Raw genomic sequence first — 16,827 nt, 5'->3', positions numbered from 1 at the left:
GGGAGATGATGTGATGAGCTTTTTTGACACGCTTGAAACCCGCAGCGCAGATGAACGCGCCGCCGGCCTGGCCCAGGCGCTGCCGGAGCAGATCGCCCGCGCCAAATCCGCCCCCGGCTACGCCAGCCTGCTGGACGGGGTGGAGCCCGCAGCCGTGACCTCGGTGGAGGCGCTGGCCGCGCTGCCGGTGCTGCGCAAATCCGAACTGAGCCGCGCACAGGCGGCGCATCCGCCCTTTGGCGGCTTCACCGTCAAGCCCGCAACCGGTTTTGCCCATATCTTCCAGAGTCCGGGCCCGATCTATGAGCCGGGCGGCGTGGATGGCGACTGGTGGCGCATGGGACGGTTCCTGCATGCAGCTGGCATCGGCCAGGGCGATGTGGTGCAGAACTGTTTCGGCTATCATCTGACGCCTGCCGGCATGATCTTTGAAAACGGTGCGCGGGCGGTTGGCGCCGCGGTGCTGCCGGCCGGAACCGGCCAGACCGAGCTGCAGGTGACGGCGGCGCATGATGTAGGTGCCACCGCCTATGCAGGGACGCCGGATTACCTGAAGGTGATCCTGGACAAGGCCGATGCCATGGGCGTGGAGCTGATGTTCTCCAAGGCCGCAGTGGGGGGCGGTGCGCTGTTCCCCAGCTTGCGCCAGGAGTACCTCGACCGCGGGATTTCCTGCCTGCAGTGCTATGCCACTGCCGATCTGGGCAATATCGCCTATGAAAGCCCGGCAATGGAGGGGATGATTGTCGACGAGCATGTGATCGTCGAGATCGTCACCCCCGGCACCGGCAACCCGGTGGCGGCGGGTGAGGTCGGCGAGGTTGTGGTGACAACGCTTAATCCCGATTACCCGCTGATCCGCTTTGCCACTGGTGATCTGTCGGCGGTGATGCCGGGTGTCTCGCCCTGCGGCCGCACCAACATGCGGATCAAGGGCTGGATGGGCCGGGCAGATCAGACCACCAAGATCAAGGGCATGTTCGTGCGCCCGGAGCAGGTGGCTGCGCTGGTTGAGAAGCATGACGAGATCGTCAAGGCGCGGGTGATTGCCAGCCGCGACGGCGAGATGGATGCGATGACTGTGCAGATCGAAGCCAAGGGCGGCGACGAGGCGGTCTTTGCCCGGTCGGTGATCGAGGTTCTGAAGCTCAAGGGCAAGGTCGAAGTGGTGGCGCCGGATGCTCTGCCCAAGGACGGTCTGGTGATTGAGGATCAGCGGACCTACGACTGAGACCGTCATGGAAGCAGTTGATGCGGGCGCCGTTATCCGGCGCCCGTTTGCTGTTTTGGAAGGGCCGGTCCGTGCCGCGCTTTCGGCTGGAATTTCTGACTGGAATAGTCGAAATAGGGCGGTGAGACCTATCAGCTGGACCCAGACTGCCGCACATGACCGCTGCCGATGATCCCATAGAATACGCGCCGCACGGGCGCCGCCGCGGCGGCAGAACCGGGGGCAGTGTCTTTGCTGTGCTGGCCTGGGCGGTGGCGCTGTCCTGCCTGCTGCCGATGGTGGCAGTGGCGCTGGCGGCGGCCTTTGGCGGCACGGAGACGATCAGCCACCTGGCCGGGACTGTGCTGCCGGGCTATTCGCTGACGACGCTGGCGCTGGTGGCGCTGGTGGCGCTTGGCACCTTTGCAATCGGCACAGGCGCCGCCTGGCTGGTGACGATGACCCGGTTCCCCGGTGCCCGGCTGCTGGAAGTCGCGCTGGTGCTGCCGCTGGCCTTTCCGGCCTATGTTCTGGCCTATGCCTATACCCATATCCTGGATCATCCCGGCATTGTGCAGTCCACGTTGCGCGAGGTGACCGGCTGGGGGCCGCGGGACTACTGGTTCCCGGAGATCCGTTCCACCGGCGGGGCGGCGGCGATGCTGGTGCTGGTGCTTTACCCCTATGTCTACTTGCTGGCGCGGGCGGCCTTCATGCAGCAGAGCGCAGGCGCCTTTCTGGCGGCGCGGGCGCTTGGCAAGAATTCCTGGCAAGCGTTCTGGCTGGTCAGCCTGCCGATGGCGCGGCCGGCCATTGCCTCGGGCGTTTTGCTGGCGGTGATGGAGACCATCGCGGACTTTGGCACGGTCAGTTATTTCGGGGTGCAGACCTTTGCCACCGGCATCTACACTAGCTGGTTCTCGCTGGGCGACCGCGGCGGCGCGGCGCAGCTGGCACTGTGCCTGCTGGGGTTTGCGCTGACGCTGGCGGTGGTGGAGCGGGCGACGCGCGGGCGGGCGAAATACCATCACGCGGGCAAGCATCACAGCCAGATGGCGCCAGCCGAGCTGGGCGGCATCAAGGCGGCGATTGCCGTGTTCTTTTGCGCCGTGCCGGTGGTGCTGGGCTTCCTGCTGCCGGTGGCGGTGCTGTTCGCGATGAGTTTTGACTCCGAACAAAACCTGTTCAGCCGCCGTTACATCGATTTCACAACCAATTCGATCACCCTGGCCACGGCGGCGGCGGTGCTGACCGTGGCGGCGGCGGTGTGCCTGGGCTTTTACCAGCGGCTGCGGCCCGGGCGGCTGTCCGCGACCGCGGCCTATTTCGCTCGGCTGGGATATGCGGTGCCGGGCGGGGTGATTGCGGTGGGGCTGATCGTGCCTTTCGCCGCCTTTGACAACGCGCTGGACGCCTGGATGCGCGAAGCCTTCGGGATCCGTACCGGGCTTTTGGTGACAGGTTCAATCTGGCTGCTGGTGGCGGCTTATGGGGTACGGTTCATGGCGGCGGCGCTTGGCGCCTATGAGGGCGGCCAGGCGACGATGCATTCGAACATGGATGCCGCGGCGCGGTCGCTGGGGCAGGGGCCGATGGGGATGCTGCGGCGGGTGCATCTGCCGATCCTGACACCCAGCCTGCTAACGGCGCTGCTGATTGTCTTTGTCGATGTGATGAAGGAGCTGCCGGCAACGCTGATCATGCGGCCGTTCAATTTCGACACGCTGGCGGTGCAGGCGCACCGGCTGGCCGCAGATGAGCGGCTGGAAGGTGCGGCAGTGCCGTCGCTGGTGATCATGGCGGTGGGGCTGCTGCCGGTGATCCTGATCTGCCGCCAGGTTGGGCGGCGGCGGTAGGCGCAAGAATTTTGGAAAATTCTTGCCAGGAAAATTCGAATTTTCCTGGCGCGTCTCTGCAAAGGGGACGGCTTATGCCGCCCACCAGGCCTCGATTTCGTCGCGGGTAATCCGGTCTGCAGGGCCGAGGCCGACCAGCAGCGTCTCCTCCGCCTCGCAGCGTTTGGCCTCCACATGGCGGCCCACGACGTGCAACTCATAGGCGCCGCCGGTGGTCAGCACGAAACCTTTCATCCGGTAAAGCCCGGCTGGCCGCTCTGCCAGTTTGTCCCCCAGCGTGCGGCGGTCCAGAACGGTGCTGCTGCGGTGCTGCCAGGTGGTATAGGAGGGGTGCGCCGCGACCGCGCGGCCCTTGGGCAGCGGCACCACGTCAAACAGAAGTTCTGCCACCGGAGAGGTGTTGAGCACGGTGGGGGTGCGGGCGCCGGCCTTGGCCAGAAGTGCTGAAAGCTCTGCATTCAGGTCATCGCATTTGGTAGCGATCACCAGATCGGCCGTGCGGATCTGCTGTTCTGCCTGCGGGGCTACCAGCGGATCGTTCAGCAGGGTCGCGGCGTTTTCCGCATCCACCAGGGAGACGATGCCGCCGTAGCTGAGGCCGGATTCATTCAGGACGGAATTGGCGATGGCAACGGGATCGGAGATACCGCTGGCCTCGATCACCAGGTGGTCGGGCTGTTCCGGGCGGTTTAGTACGGTGCGCAGCGCCAGAGACAGGTCATCCCCCATGGTGCAGCAGACGCAGCCGTCGGTCAGGGCGATCTTGCCGCCTTCAGTGTCCTGGATCAGGGCGTCATCAATGTTGACCGCGCCGAAGTCATTGACGATCACGGCCAGTTTCAACCCGTGATCCTCTGCCAGGAGGCGGTTGATCAGCGTTGTCTTGCCCGCGCCCAGATAGCCGCTGATAATCGTTACTGGCAACCGGTTCATAGGCTCTGTTCCTCCAGAGCGCGGCGTGCTCCCGACTGCATGTTTCCCCCCTAATTTCAAGATGCGCGAACCTATAGGCATGTGGTGGTGGCGGGTCTAGGAAAAGCTGGGATTGCTTCGAACTTTCGCCAAACTGGCGGCTGCTGTGCCATTTGGGAAACGTACAGGCAAAAAAAGCGCGGCCAGAGCCGCGCTTTTCCAGTTTCTTTGAAGGCTGGCGTTACTTCCAGCCGACGTCGTTGAAGATCTTCTGTGCCTCGGGCAGGTTCTTGGCGACCTCGGATAGGTTCACGTCATCCGGTTTGAAATGGCCAAGGGCCGCGATCGACGGGGCCAGGCCGACACCGGACACCGCCGGGTATTCGTCATTGCCGGCCGAGAAATACGCCTGGGCGGAATCGCTGGAAAGGTATTCCAGGAACTTGATGGCGTTCTCCTTGTTCGGAGCATGTACGGCCACGCCACCGCCCGACAGGTTCATATGTGCGCCTTCCGCGTTCTGGGAGGGGAACAGCCAGCCGATCTGATCGCGGTTTTCGGAGATGCCCTTGACGTCTTTGCGGATCGAGCGGGCAAAGTAATAGCTGTTTGCAACGGCAATATCGCATTCGCCGGAGATGATGCCGCGCATCTGGTCTGTGTCGCCGCCCTGCGGATCGCGGGCCATGTTGGCGACCACGCCCTCGGCCCAGCCGCGGGCTTTTTCAGCGCCGTGGTGGGTCACGATCGAGGCCAGCAGGGTCTGGTTGTAGGTGTTCTTGGACGACCGGATGCAAACCTTGCCTTTGTAGGCAGGGTCGGCCAGATCCAAATAGGTCTGCGGCGGGTTTGCCACCTCATTCTTGTCGTAGAAAATGATGCGCGCGCGCTGGCTGAAGCCGAACCATTGGTTGTCCTGATCCTGCAGGTAGGCGGGGACGCGGGCTTCCAGCACGTCGCTGTCGATGCTTTGCAGGACACCCGCCTCCTTGGCGCGGGTCAGGCGCGAGGTGTCGACGGTTATCAGGATGTCAGCAGGGGAGTTTTCGCCTTCGGCATTCATCCGGGCAATCAGCTCATCGGCGTTGCCTTCGATGCGGTTGATGGTGATGCCGGTGGCCTCTTCGAAGTTCGAATAGAGCTGCTCGTCGGTGTCATAGTGGCGCGAGGAGTAGATGTTCAGCTCGCCCTGGGCAGCAGCGGCGGTGGCAACAGCTGCGCTCAGCGCCCCGGCCATTACGGTTGTGGCTTTCAGCATTGGATGTCCCGTTCTTGGTTAGATCAGTTTTCCGACTGAAACAGTCGATTAAAGCATCTGGCGGCAGATGCAATGAATTTCCGACTGAAACAGTCAGAAAGTCGCAATCAGCTGTTGCCTTGCCAGGCCCGGAACGCGCTCTGTCTTTGCATCGCTTGTCCGGACTGACCCCCCCAAACGCAAAAAAACCGCATCGGATGATGCGGTTTTCTGCATGTCGCTGTGGTGGATCTTAGCCCTGGCGCGCTTTAAACTTGCGCTGGGTCTTGTTGATCACATACACGCGGCCTTTACGGCGCACAACCCGGCAATCGCGGTGCCGGTTCTTCAGCGAACGGAGCGAGTTCTTGACCTTCATGGTCTCTCTCCTTGTCTGCGGCGCGAACCAGCGCCTGGGTTAGCGGGTGCTTGGGCCGGAGCCGAAGCAGTGAATTGAATGGTGGGCGATACAAGGATCGAACTTGTGACCCCTTCGATGTCAACGAAGTGCTCTACCGCTGAGCTAATCGCCCACTCTGGCCTGCGCTGCGTTCCTGCCCCTTAGAAGTGAAAGGGGCGCGGGGTGCCGCGCCGGTGAGGGGGTCTATAAATAGAGTCGCCGGCGTGCGCAAGAGCTTTTGACCGCAGAAATTTCCGCGATATGCTGTTTCTTGCACAAGAAGCACCGGAGCAAGGATGCCTGATACAGCGTTTTCCGTGATTTCCCCGCAGAAACTGGCCTCGGCAGTGGTTTTTGCCTCTCCGCACAGCGGCGCGGACTATTCCGATTCCTTTCTGTCACAGTCGATTCTGGGGCGGAAAGAGATCCGCAGCTCAGAAGATGCCTTTGTGGACCAGCTGTTCCGGGCAGCGCCGGAGTTTGGGGCGCCGCTGCTGCGGGCCCTGAAGCCAAGGGCCTATCTGGATCTGAACCGCGCGCCGGATGAGCTGGACCCGGCGGTGATCGAAGGGGTGCAGCGGCGCGGCCAGAATCCGCGGGTGGCCTCTGGACTTGGGGTGATTCCGCGGGTGGTGGCCAATGGCCGGGCGATCTACAGCGGCAAGCTGCCGCGGGCGGAGGCGGAGCGGCGGATCAAGGACTGCTGGCAGCCTTACCACAAGGCGCTGAAGGGGCTGTTGGATCAGTCGCACCGGCAGTTCGGGCAGGCGATTCTGGTGGATTGCCATTCGATGCCGCACGAAGCGGTGGAGGCGATGGCACCGCAAGGCACGGGCAGGCCGGAGATCGTGCTGGGCGACCGGTTCGGGGCAGCCGCGGACAGCAGAGTTGTTGACCGGATTGAGGCGGCTTTTGCCGCAGCCGGGCTGAAGGTGGCGCGCAACACGCCCTTTGCCGGGGCTTATATCGCCCAGACTTATGGCCGCCCTTCGCGGCGCCAGCACGCGGTGCAGATCGAGATCGACCGGGCGCTTTATATGGACGAGGCCAATATCCGGCCCAATGCGAATTTTGAAGCGCTGCAGCAGCTGCTGCGCCAAGTGGTGGCCGAAATTGCGGCAATCGGGCGGGAGGAGCTGCCGCTGGCAGCGGAGTAGCTGCGTCACCTTCAGCGCAGGGCGCGGCCTTTCAGGATGGCGCTGTCGCCGAATCTCTTGCGGATGGCATCCGTGGCGCGTTCGGCCTCTGCCCGTTTGCCCGCATTCGGGTCCAAGAGGTCGCCGGTTTCATCAGCGTGCGATTCGGGAACCAGGTCTGATATCCCGCAGCCCAGTAGCCGGTAGGGGCCTTCGTCGCCGACCTGATCCAGCAGGCCGCGGGCGGTGCGGTAGATGCGGTCTGCAATCTGGGTCGGGCTGCGCAGGGTCACGCGCCGGGTCAGTGCCGAATGGTTGGCGCGTTTCAGCTTGAGCGTCACCACCCGGCCCGCCAGCTCCCGCGCCTTGGCCCGGTCCGACACTTTCTCAGCCAGCCGCCACAGGTGGCCGTCGAGCACCTCCAGACTGGCGGTATCCTCAAAGAAGGTGGTCTCATTGGAGATCGACTTGATCGGCTCATGCGCCGAGACCCGGCGCCGGTCCTGGCCGCGGGCCAGATGCCAGAGCCGGTCGCCCATGGAACCGAAGCGGACGTGCAGGGCCTCGCGGTCCCAGCGCAAGAGGTCGGAGAAGGTGCGGATGCCGGCCTTGTCCAGGCTTTCCTGGGCGGCAGGGCCGATGCCCCAGATCAGCCGCACTGGTTTTTCACGCAGGAAATCACCCGTCTCGGACTTGCCGATCACCGAAAAGCCGCGCGGCTTGTCGAGGTCGGAGGCAACCTTGGCCAGGAACTTGTTGTGTGAAAGGCCGATGGAGCCGGTGACACCCAGCTCATCCTTCATGCGCTTGACCAGCCGGGCCAGCATCACTGCGGGCGGCGCGCCGTGCAGCTTTTCGGTGCCGGTGAGGTCCATGAAGGCCTCGTCCAGCGACAGCGGCTCCACGTCCGGGGTCAGTTCGTTCATCATCTTGCGAATCTCGCGGCTGACCTCGACGTAGACGCTCATCCGCGGCTTGATCACCACGGCGTCAGGGCAGAGCTTCAGCGCCTGGAACATCGGCATGGCAGAGCGCACGCCTCGGATACGGGCGACATAGCAGGCGGTGGAAACCACGCCGCGCTTGCCGCCGCCGATGATCACCGGCTTGGTGGCGAGCTCCGGATTGTCGCGTTTTTCGACGCTGGCATAGAAGGCGTCGCAATCCATGTGGGCGATGGTGAGGGCAAACAGCTCCGCATGCGCCTTGATCCGCGGGCTGCCGCAATGGGGGCAGCGCCGGGCAGGGGCGATCTGGCTGAGGCAGTCTCGGCAAAGGGCGTGCATTGAGGGACGGCGGGCTGTGGTCCTGGATGGGCAAGTTTAACTTGCGGCGGAAGGCTTGTCTTTAGCGCGGCCGGTTGCCAAGTGACAGATCATGACAACAGCAGGCGAAGATTTTGCCGGCGCAAAGCTGGCGGTGTTTCTGGGGCAGGATCTGCTGGTCATCCAGCGCGATGACAAGCCGGATATTCCCTATCCCGGGCATTGGGATCTGCCGGGCGGGGGGCGTGAGTCGGGTGAAAGCCCGGCAGCCTGCGCGCTGCGCGAGACCTATGAAGAGGTGGGGTTGGTGCTGAAGCCTGATCTGCTGATCTGGTCCAGAGCGTACCAGCGGCCGCACGGGCGGGTCTGGTTCTTTGCTGCGCATCTGCCTGCTGAGACAGTCAGCGCGGTTCGGTTCGGGGATGAGGGGCAGGGCTGGGCGCTGATGGCGCCAGAGACCTATTGCGCACACCCGATGGCAGTACCGCATTTTGCGGACCGGCTGCGGGAATATCTTGCGGTGCGGCCAGTGTGACTGCGGCTGAAAAGAAAGATCCCCCGCTGGTGTGCGGGGGGAAAGGTGACGGGTCTCAGGAAGAAAAGCCCGTCTGGGGAGTGTCTCAATATGAGAATCTCCCACATGGCGCTGTTTCGCAAAGTTTGCGGGGCCGTGCATTGGCTGCGGGTTTGGCGGGTGTGCTTTTTGAGGCACAGGACGATTTGGCGCAGAAATAGCCCTGACTGCGGGTTTCGTCAGCGAAAAGAGCAACTTGACGTTACGTCACCGGCGGGCGGTAAGGCGCCTGGCCGGGAAATGGTGCACCTGCCGCACATTTTTCTTTCTGCCTAATTTTTAGGCAATCTGATGGGAGGAGAGCTTGCAGCAAGGCGATACACCCGTTGCTGTCTGTGCCGGAAGCGGTATGGCTTGTTACGCCTTTACGCCTGCCAGCTCCGCCAGGATGGCTTCGGCTGCGGCGCGCGGGCTGTCCGCTTTCCAGATCGGACGGCCCACCACGATATGGTCAGCGCCGTCTGCAATGGCGCTGGCCGGGGTGGCGACGCGCTTCTGGTCGCCCAGGTCCGCACCGGCCGGGCGCACGCCTGGGGTGACGATCAGCTTGCCTTCAGCCTCGGGCAGGGCGCGGATCAGGGCGGCCTCCTGCGGGCTGGCGATGACGCCGTCGGCGCCCGCGGCAAAGGCATTGCCTGCGCGTTCCAGCACCAGGTCCTGCACTGCGCCGTCCTTGATCAGCGCCCCGTCCAGGTCCTGACGGTCGAGCGAGGTCAGGATGGTGACGGCGAGGATCTTGAGGTCCTTGCCGGCCGCGCCTTCCTTGGCCGCGCGCACCACATAGGGGTCGCCATGCACGGTGAGGAAGTCGAGGTCGAACTGCGCCAAGCCCCGCACTGCGCTTTCCACGGTGGCGCCGATGTCGAACAGTTTCATGTCGAGGAAGATGCGCTTGCCGTGCTCCTGCTTGAGCTCATTGGCCAGCGCCAGGCCGCCGCCGGTGAGCATGCCAAGGCCGATTTTGTAGAAGGAGACCGCATCGCCGAGCTGTTCGGCGAGTTTCAGACCGTCCAGCGCATTGGGGACATCCATGGCAACAATCAGGCGGTCGTCGGCGCGCGGGGCTTGGGTCATGGCGGGGTCCTTTGGTGGCGGTTCGGCGTGAAACTGGCGTTTCATACGCAAGGGGCGGCGGTTCGGCAAGGCGCAGCGGGGTGCTCCCGCAACTGAAGCTGTCCCGGCGGGACAGATTACAGTTTTGGGCATGGCGCCGCGCTGGTGCGCGGCGCGGCTGCGCCTGGGGGGGGCGTCCGGGTATAAAGTTGACGCAGGTCAGGGATTTGCTCACCTTTTCCGGCGAGTATGGGTTGAAGCGGCAGGATCGCTTCCCAAATTGAACCTTGAGGCCCGGACCGGGGCGTGCCGCCTAGCGGGCGCTGCCAAAGACAGGGCGCTTGAAAAAGGAGAGCAAGATGGACTTGAACAAGTTCACGGAGCGTGCACGGGGATTCGTGCAGGCAGCGCAGACCATTGCAATGCGCGAGGGGCACCAGCGGCTGGTGCCGGAGCATATTCTGAAAGCATTGATGGATGACGATCAGGGGCTGGCGAGCAACCTGATTTCCCGCGCGGGCGGTGCGCCTGCCCGTGTCGTGGAGGCGGTGGAGGCCGCCGTTGCCAAGCTGCCCAAGGTGAGCGGTGACGCGGCCCAGATCTATCTGGACGGGCAGACCGCCAAGGTGCTGGATGAGGCCGCAAAGATTGCCGAGAAGGCGGGCGACAGTTTTGTGCCGGTCGAGCGTCTTCTGATGGCGCTGTGCATGGTGAAGTCCAAGGCGAAGGACGCGCTGGAGGCTGGTGCGGTCTCCGCGCAAAAGCTGAATGAAGCCATCAACGATATCCGCAAGGGGCGCACGGCTGACTCGGCAACAGCTGAGGAAGGCTATGACGCGCTGAAGAAATACGCCCGCGACCTGACTGAGGCGGCGCGCGAGGGCAAGATCGACCCGATCATCGGACGCGACGAGGAAATCCGCCGCTCGATGCAGGTGCTGTCTCGCCGGACCAAGAACAATCCCGTCCTGATCGGTGAGCCGGGCGTGGGTAAGACCGCAATTGCCGAGGGCATGGCGCTGCGCATCATCAACGGCGATGTGCCGGAGAGCTTGCGCGACAAGAAACTGCTGTCGCTGGACATGGGGGCGCTGATTGCCGGTGCGAAATACCGCGGCGAATTCGAGGAGCGGCTGAAGGCGGTGCTGACTGAGGTCACTGAGGCTGCGGGCGAGATCATCCTGTTCATCGACGAGATGCACACGCTGGTCGGTGCCGGTAAATCCGACGGTGCGATGGATGCGGCCAACCTGATCAAGCCGGCTTTGGCGCGCGGGGAGCTGCATTGCGTTGGTGCGACCACGTTGGATGAATACCGCAAGTATGTGGAGAAGGACGCGGCGCTGGCCCGCCGGTTCCAGCCGGTGATGGTGACGGAGCCGACGGTGGAGGACACCGTCTCGATCCTGCGTGGCATCAAGGAGAAGTATGAGCTGCACCACGGTGTGCGCATTGCCGATGCGGCGCTGGTGGCGGCGGCAACGCTGTCGAACCGTTATATCACCGACCGCTTCCTGCCGGACAAGGCAATCGACCTGATGGATGAGGCGGCCAGCCGCTTGCGTATGCAGGTGGACAGCAAACCGGAGGAGCTGGATGCGCTGGACCGGCAGATCCTGCAGATGCAGATCGAGGAAGAAGCGCTGAAGCTGGAAGACGATGCCGCCTCCAGAGACCGGCTGGAAAAACTGCAGAAGGAACTTGCTGAGCTGCAGGAGCAGTCCGCCGAGATGACCGCGCAGTGGCAGTCGGAGCGGGACAAGCTGGCTTCTGCCCGTGACCTGAAGGAGCAGCTGGACCGTGCCCGCGCGGAACTGGATATCGCCAAGCGGGAGGGCAATCTCGCCAAGGCGGGGGAGCTGTCTTATGGCGTCATTCCGGGGCTGGAGAAGCAGCTGGCGGATGCCGAGAAGAAGGAAGAGCAGGGGCTGATGGTCGAGGAGGCCGTGCGGCCCGAGCAGATCGCCGCTGTTGTCGAGCGCTGGACCGGTATCCCGACCTCCAAGATGCTGGAGGGCGAGCGCGAGAAACTGTTGCGCATGGAAGATGAGCTGCACCGCCGGGTGATTGGGCAGAACGCGGCTGTAACCGCGGTAGCCAATGCGGTGCGCCGGGCGCGGGCAGGTCTGAATGACGAGAACCGGCCGCTGGGCTCCTTCCTGTTCCTTGGGCCCACCGGTGTCGGCAAGACGGAACTCACCAAGGCAGTAGCGGGCTTCCTGTTCGACGATGAGCACGCGATGGTGCGGATCGACATGTCGGAGTTCATGGAGAAGCATTCGGTGGCCCGCCTGATCGGCGCGCCTCCGGGCTATGTCGGCTATGACGAGGGTGGGGTGCTGACTGAGGCGGTGCGCCGCCGCCCCTATCAGGTGGTGCTGTTCGATGAGGTCGAAAAGGCGCATCCGGATGTGTTCAACGTGCTGCTGCAGGTGCTGGATGACGGCGTTCTGACCGACGGCCAGGGCCGCACCGTGGACTTCAAGCAGACGCTGATCGTGCTGACCTCCAACCTTGGGGCGCAGGCCTTGAGCCAGCTGCCGGAGGGCGCCGATGCCTCTGACGCGCGGCGTGACGTGATGGATGCGGTCCGGGCGCATTTCCGGCCCGAGTTCCTGAACCGTTTGGATGAGACGATCATCTTCGACCGTCTGGCACGGGGTGACATGGACGGCATTGTCGAGATTCAGCTGGCACGTCTGCTGAAACGCCTGGCAGGGCGCAAGATCGCGCTGGAGCTGGACGAGGCGGCCAAGACATGGCTGGCGGATGAGGGCTATGATCCGGTGTTCGGTGCCCGGCCGCTGAAGCGGGTGATCCAGCGCGCGCTGCAGAATCCGCTGGCAGAGGCCTTGCTGGCGGGAGAGATCAAGGACGGCGATACCGTTCCGGTCTCGGCCGGCAGCGACGGGCTGATCATCGGCGACCGGCTGGGGACGTCGGACCGGCCCAAACCCGATGATGCCGTGGTGCATTGAGAGGTAGAGATTGAGAAAGGCCCGCCAGAGATGGCGGGCCTTTGATTTGCGAAGAGGTGCGTTACAGCTCCAGGCGCTGCGCACCGGTGTGGGAGCGCTCGCCGGCGAGAACCAGGCAATAGCCCTCACCTTCCAGTACCAGTTGGCTGAAGGACGACTGGTTCTGGCGCAGTTCCTGCAGATACCCTGCGGTGCTGGACTTGCGGAGTTTCACGAAACGGAACCGCACTTCTGCCGTAGCTGCCGCTGAAGCAATTGATGGAAGCGTGCCAACTGCCACAGCCGTTGCAACGGTGCTGGCCATGAAATCACGGCGCGAAATGCCGGCGCAGGTTCCTGCCACTAGATTACCAGCCTCTTGAAGTACTGCACCTTTGGAGGCGCAGTCATGAAGGAGACAAGCTGGTTCATGACGCCGTTTTCGGAAATTGCCTGGATGTAGCTGGCATGATGCGCTTTGGAGAGCCACTCTTCGGCAATCAGCAGGCTGCGTGTTTCCTCGTCATAATAGACAGTGACTGACAGGGCGCCGTCAAAGCCGCGCACTGCCGGCAATCGTTCCGCCAGGAAGGGTTCCAGTTTTTCGAACTGTCCTTCGGCCACTTCCATCTCAAGCGTTACCCAAATGCTCATCGGGGTCTCCTTTTCTCATTGGATGACCCGTTCTTTGCCTGCAGTGCCCAGCCGCCGCTAACGCGATCCGATCAAGGATATTGCAATCGGATCAGAAACCTTCATTAGTTTGCGGTATGTGTAAAAAGCTGCTTGCCGCGGCCTGCACGGAACAACCTGTGGAACAGTCGCGTGACCCGCACACAGAACAAGCTGATTGTTATTCCTGAGGCTTTGGCGGCCTTTTCCTTTACCAGGGAAATCCTGTCGAGCAGGCATGGCCGGCTGTTGCATAAGGTTTTGCACGCAGATCTGCGGGACTTGGAATTTGTCTGCAGCGAAATCTGTATTTGCTACTTGCTGAAGGGGCGTGAGCGTTTTTTTGACACTGGCGGAGCCTGCACTGAAATCCAAGCAGGCGAACTTGTCATCATTCCACCGAATGTTCGTTTGCAGTCTGATTTCCGCAGCCATGATGGCCCGTTGGAAGCTATGATGATCTTTCTGTCCCCGGCGCTGGTCAGCGATGTGCTGCCACGATTGGGCGGCGGGCAGGCAGCTGAACAGGCAGGTCTGGCAACCGTTCCAGCGAGTCAAAGCCTGGCAGCCTTCATGAGCGGCATCGTGCAGGTCTACGACAGCTTGCAGGTGGATGCCGATCTGGCGCGCCTGAAACTGGTTGAACTGATCATGCTGCTTGCCTTGCTGCATGACCGCAGCAAGCTGGCCGATACGCTCGCGGGCAGTTTGGGCACTCAGCACCATCGCTCGGTTGCTCATGTCGCCCGAGCTTACCTGGATCATGATTTGCGCACCGCGGACCTGGCGGCGCTGTCCGGGCGCTCAGTTCCAACTTTCAACCGGGAGTTCCGGCGGATCTTCGGTGCGTCCCCCGCAAAATGGCGCAAGCAACGCCGGCTGGATCAGGCAAGGAAGATGCTGGAAAGCACCGACGATGCGATTACCAGTATTGGTCTGGCGGCGGGGTACGAAAGCACATCCAATTTTATCAGCGCCTTCAAGAAGGAATACGGGCTGACGCCTGGCCAGTTCCGGGCGGCAGCCTTGGCGGCAGGTCTCTAGCTGCGCTGAAGGCGGCTTAACCAGCCGCGGCCTCCTTGGCCATCTTGCGCTCATACTTACGTCGCAGAACTTTTAACCTCGGTTCCCAGTTGTACCGCGGGTCTTCGGTGGTCTCTGACCAGTAAAGCTTGCCGCCATAGCGCCAGGGGTCGAGCACGATGCCCTCGTAAATACCGTCGCCCTTGGCCGCGATCACCGCGGTGGAATGGTCGATGCGGAACTCATTCTTCGGCTCGGCAATGGCGCGCAGCATCGATAGCGTCTGGAAATTCTCCTGGTTGAGACGCGCCTGCATGTCCTCGGCGTAATGCACGCAGATGCCGCGCTCCTTGACGCCGCTGTTCACCAGCGTGTTGTGGATGATCGGCGAGGTGGTGACATTGTACTGCTCTGCCAGCCGGGCAGAGTGGCTGTAAGCGATCTCCGCCGCGCGGCGGGCCTCATCTGCATCCACCTGCGGATCCAGAGACTGGATGGCGAGGGACAGGGCCTCGACATCGGTCCTGGTGGCCGTGGGGGCGCTGGCGCAGCCTGTCAGGACGGCGGCGGCAAGCATCATCAGCGGTGCAATTAGGGATTTCATCTTAGTCTGCCCGGAGCGGTTTTGATTTCCAGCCAGCATAGTGAAACCGTGCACTGGGTGCAGCGAGGAAATGTCCGGCCACAGCGCATTTTCCGGCCATTGGGCGCTGGGCCGCTTCACATTTGCGTCAGCAGGGGCGCCCTGGGCCGGATTTTCTTCGATACTGGCAGGGCTTCCAACGTTACAAATCTCTCGCGCAGTCGTGACGGGATATGTTTTGGGTTTTGCGCCCGGGACCGTTACCTCAGGAGAGACCCGCAATATCAGGAGACGCAGATGGCGCGCCGCTGGACCAATGACTTGACCCTTGCCGATGCAACCCCGGAAGCAGATTTCTGGAACCGCCGCCGGATCATGGCCGGGCTGGCAGGTGCCGGGCTGGCCGCAGCGCTGGGCGGCCGTGCGCAGGCGGAAGAGGCGCTTGAGCCAAACAGCTGGGAAGAGGTGACCAGCTACTGCAATTTCTATGAGTTCGGCACCGGCAAGAGTGATCCCGCGGCCTATGCCGGCCGGATGACCACCCAGCCTTGGAGCGTGAAGATCGACGGGCTGGTGGATCGCCCGGGCGACTATTCCCTTGAGCAGATCCTGGGGGAATTGACGCTGGAGGAGCGCATCTACCGCTTTCGCTGCGTCGAGGCCTGGTCGATGGTGGTGCCTTGGCAGGGATTTGAGCTGGCCGATCTCTTGAATATGGCAGGCGTGCAGGAGGGGGCCAAGTACGTTGCCTTTGAAACCCTCTACCGCCCGTCGGAGATGCCCGGCACGGCTTATAAGGTGCTGGAATGGCCTTATCGCGAAGGCCTGCGCCTGGATGAGGCGATGCACCCGCTGTCGATCATGGCGACCGGGATCTTCGGTAAGCCGCTGCCCAACCAGAACGGCGCGCCGCTGCGGCTGGTGGTGCCGTGGAAATACGGCTTCAAGTCGATCAAGTCTGTGGTGCGGATCACCCTGACGGATCAGGAGCCCCCCACCAGCTGGAACATGGCCAACCCGCGCGAATACGGTTTCTACAGTAATGTGAACCCCAACGTGTCGCATCCGCGCTGGAGCCAGGCCAGCGAGCGCCGCATCGGCGGCGGGCTGTTTGCCAAGCGCCAGCCGACACTGATGTATAACGGGTACGAGGAAGAGGTCGCGTCTCTGTACAAAGGCATGGACCTGGCCGAATACTTCTAATGGGGGGGCGACAACGGATGGGATCACTGAATCAGCTTCTGCGCCGCCTGCCTGTCTGGGCAGTTTACCTGCTCGGGGCGCTACCCGCGCCTTGGCTGTTTTACCAAGGGCTCACTGGCGGGCTGGGGGTAGAGCCGATCAAGGCGCTGGAACATGAATACGGGGAACTGGCGCTGCAGCTGATGATCCTGACGCTGGCGGTCTCGCCGCTGCGGCGGCTGGCGGGGCTGAACCTGATGAAGTTCCGCCGCGCAATTGGGCTTTTGTGCTTCTTCTATGTGCTGTGCCACCTGCTGGTCTGGCTGGTGCTGGATGTGCAGATCCTGGGGCAGATCATCGCGGATATTGCGAAACGGCCCTATATCACCATCGGCATGGCGGCGTTTGTCCTGATGCTGCCGCTGGCGCTCAGTTCGAATAACCTGTCCGTGCGGGCGCTGGGCCGGACCTGGACGCGGCTGCACCGGCTGACTTATGCGGCTGCGCTGCTAGGGGGCCTGCACTTTGTGATGCTGTCGAAAGGGTTTCAGATCGAGCCGCTGATCTACCTCGGGCTGACCCTGCTTCTCTTGGCCCTGCGCTTGCCAGTGCTGAAGCGGTCCAAACATCCGGAATCATCCGGAACGCCCAGCCGGACCTAGTCCGGAGAATCTGGTCCCGGGGTCCGGGAGGCGGCCCTCCCTGGCGGCGGTTTTGCTTCCGAGTCGCAGTTGTTTTCATTGGTTCCTGGTTTTGGTTTTGTGGAT

General features: G+C 62.8%; 16 protein-coding genes and 1 tRNA gene. 8 read left to right on the top strand and 9 right to left on the bottom strand.

The genetic code is table 11. The features are described 5' to 3' along the window. Positions 1 to 13 precede the first annotated feature (13 nt). Positions 14 to 1,231, top strand: a complete 1,218-nt coding sequence (locus GC1_RS20005) for a phenylacetate--CoA ligase family protein (RefSeq protein ID WP_029204702.1) — start codon at positions 14 to 16, stop codon at positions 1,229 to 1,231. Between the two features lie 155 nt (positions 1,232 to 1,386). Next, positions 1,387 to 3,066 carry an ABC transporter permease gene (locus tag GC1_RS20000; RefSeq protein WP_019295089.1) on the top strand — a complete coding sequence of 560 codons (1,680 nt, stop codon included), beginning with the start codon at positions 1,387 to 1,389 and terminating at the stop codon, positions 3,064 to 3,066. A gap of 72 nt (positions 3,067 to 3,138) precedes the next feature. On the opposite strand, the gene GC1_RS19995 is transcribed toward GC1_RS20000, so the two are convergent. The 4 genes from GC1_RS19995 to GC1_RS19980 all read right to left on the bottom strand — a co-directional run bounded on the left by GC1_RS19995 (position 3,139) and on the right by GC1_RS19980 (position 5,748). Then, a complete protein-coding gene (locus GC1_RS19995; protein WP_019295088.1) occupies positions 3,139 to 3,999 on the bottom strand; it encodes a CobW family GTP-binding protein in 861 nt (286 codons plus the stop codon). 220 nt (positions 4,000 to 4,219) lie between these two features. Continuing rightward, positions 4,220 to 5,236, bottom strand: a complete 1,017-nt coding sequence (locus tag GC1_RS19990; protein ID WP_019295087.1) for a Fe(3+) ABC transporter substrate-binding protein — start codon at positions 5,234 to 5,236, stop codon at positions 4,220 to 4,222. Between the two features lie 232 nt (positions 5,237 to 5,468). Further along, on the bottom strand, positions 5,469 to 5,594 hold the full coding sequence (gene ykgO / locus GC1_RS19985; protein WP_005648635.1) for a type B 50S ribosomal protein L36: 126 nt from the start codon (positions 5,592 to 5,594) through the stop codon (positions 5,469 to 5,471). Positions 5,595 to 5,673: 79 nt separating this feature from the next. Further along, positions 5,674 to 5,748 (bottom strand) — tRNA-Val (locus GC1_RS19980). 163 nt (positions 5,749 to 5,911) lie between these two features. Here GC1_RS19980 and GC1_RS19975 point away from each other — a divergent pair. Next, positions 5,912 to 6,772 carry an N-formylglutamate amidohydrolase gene (locus GC1_RS19975; RefSeq protein WP_019295086.1) on the top strand — a complete coding sequence of 287 codons (861 nt, stop codon included), beginning with the start codon at positions 5,912 to 5,914 and terminating at the stop codon, positions 6,770 to 6,772. Between the two features lie 11 nt (positions 6,773 to 6,783). On the opposite strand, the gene GC1_RS19970 is transcribed toward GC1_RS19975, so the two are convergent. After that, entirely contained in the window at positions 6,784 to 8,037 is a 1,254-nt protein-coding gene (locus GC1_RS19970) for a DNA polymerase IV (RefSeq protein ID WP_019295085.1), read from the bottom strand. Between the two features lie 91 nt (positions 8,038 to 8,128). Between GC1_RS19970 and GC1_RS19965 the strand changes: the two genes are divergently transcribed. Next, positions 8,129 to 8,551 carry an NUDIX hydrolase gene (locus GC1_RS19965; RefSeq protein WP_019295084.1) on the top strand — a complete coding sequence of 141 codons (423 nt, stop codon included), beginning with the start codon at positions 8,129 to 8,131 and terminating at the stop codon, positions 8,549 to 8,551. 396 nt (positions 8,552 to 8,947) lie between these two features. On the opposite strand, the gene pyrF is transcribed toward GC1_RS19965, so the two are convergent. Further along, positions 8,948 to 9,664, bottom strand: a complete 717-nt coding sequence (gene pyrF, locus GC1_RS19960) for an orotidine-5'-phosphate decarboxylase (RefSeq protein ID WP_029204701.1) — start codon at positions 9,662 to 9,664, stop codon at positions 8,948 to 8,950. A gap of 338 nt (positions 9,665 to 10,002) precedes the next feature. Between pyrF and clpB the strand changes: the two genes are divergently transcribed. Next, positions 10,003 to 12,621 carry an ATP-dependent chaperone ClpB gene (gene clpB, locus GC1_RS19955; RefSeq protein ID WP_019295082.1) on the top strand — a complete coding sequence of 873 codons (2,619 nt, stop codon included), beginning with the start codon at positions 10,003 to 10,005 and terminating at the stop codon, positions 12,619 to 12,621. A gap of 61 nt (positions 12,622 to 12,682) precedes the next feature. On the opposite strand, the gene GC1_RS22560 is transcribed toward clpB, so the two are convergent. Continuing rightward, entirely contained in the window at positions 12,683 to 12,925 is a 243-nt protein-coding gene (locus GC1_RS22560) for a hypothetical protein (protein ID WP_152614072.1), read from the bottom strand. A 38-nt stretch (positions 12,926 to 12,963) separates the two neighbouring features. Further along, positions 12,964 to 13,254, bottom strand: a complete 291-nt coding sequence (locus GC1_RS19945) for an antibiotic biosynthesis monooxygenase (RefSeq protein ID WP_019295080.1) — start codon at positions 13,252 to 13,254, stop codon at positions 12,964 to 12,966. Between the two features lie 171 nt (positions 13,255 to 13,425). Here GC1_RS19945 and GC1_RS19940 point away from each other — a divergent pair, with 171 nt between their 5' ends. Further along, positions 13,426 to 14,316 (top strand): helix-turn-helix domain-containing protein, encoded by an 891-nt coding sequence (locus GC1_RS19940; protein WP_019295079.1) that lies wholly within the window; start codon positions 13,426 to 13,428, stop codon positions 14,314 to 14,316. A gap of 16 nt (positions 14,317 to 14,332) precedes the next feature. Here GC1_RS19940 and GC1_RS19935 read toward each other — a convergent pair whose 3' ends face one another. Then, a complete protein-coding gene (locus tag GC1_RS19935) occupies positions 14,333 to 14,899 on the bottom strand; it encodes a hypothetical protein (RefSeq protein WP_019295078.1) in 567 nt (188 codons plus the stop codon). A gap of 276 nt (positions 14,900 to 15,175) precedes the next feature. On the opposite strand from GC1_RS19935, the gene msrP reads away from it, so the two are divergent. After that, positions 15,176 to 16,081, top strand: coding sequence for a protein-methionine-sulfoxide reductase catalytic subunit MsrP (gene msrP / locus GC1_RS19930; protein ID WP_019295077.1), 906 nt, complete (start codon positions 15,176 to 15,178; stop codon positions 16,079 to 16,081). A gap of 17 nt (positions 16,082 to 16,098) precedes the next feature. Then, the gene (gene msrQ / locus GC1_RS19925) at positions 16,099 to 16,722 is read left to right on the top strand and encodes a protein-methionine-sulfoxide reductase heme-binding subunit MsrQ (RefSeq protein WP_019295076.1); all 624 of its coding nucleotides are present in this window, start codon (positions 16,099 to 16,101) and stop codon (positions 16,720 to 16,722) included. Positions 16,723 to 16,827: the final 105 nt, after the last annotated feature.

This window comes from Leisingera sp. ANG1 (genome assembly GCF_000203975.2).
In the GTDB taxonomy this organism is placed as follows: Bacteria; Pseudomonadota; Alphaproteobacteria; order Rhodobacterales; family Rhodobacteraceae; genus Leisingera.
The sequence above is the reverse complement of the archived record's forward strand: the minus strand, read 5'-3'. Positions and strand labels throughout refer to the sequence as shown.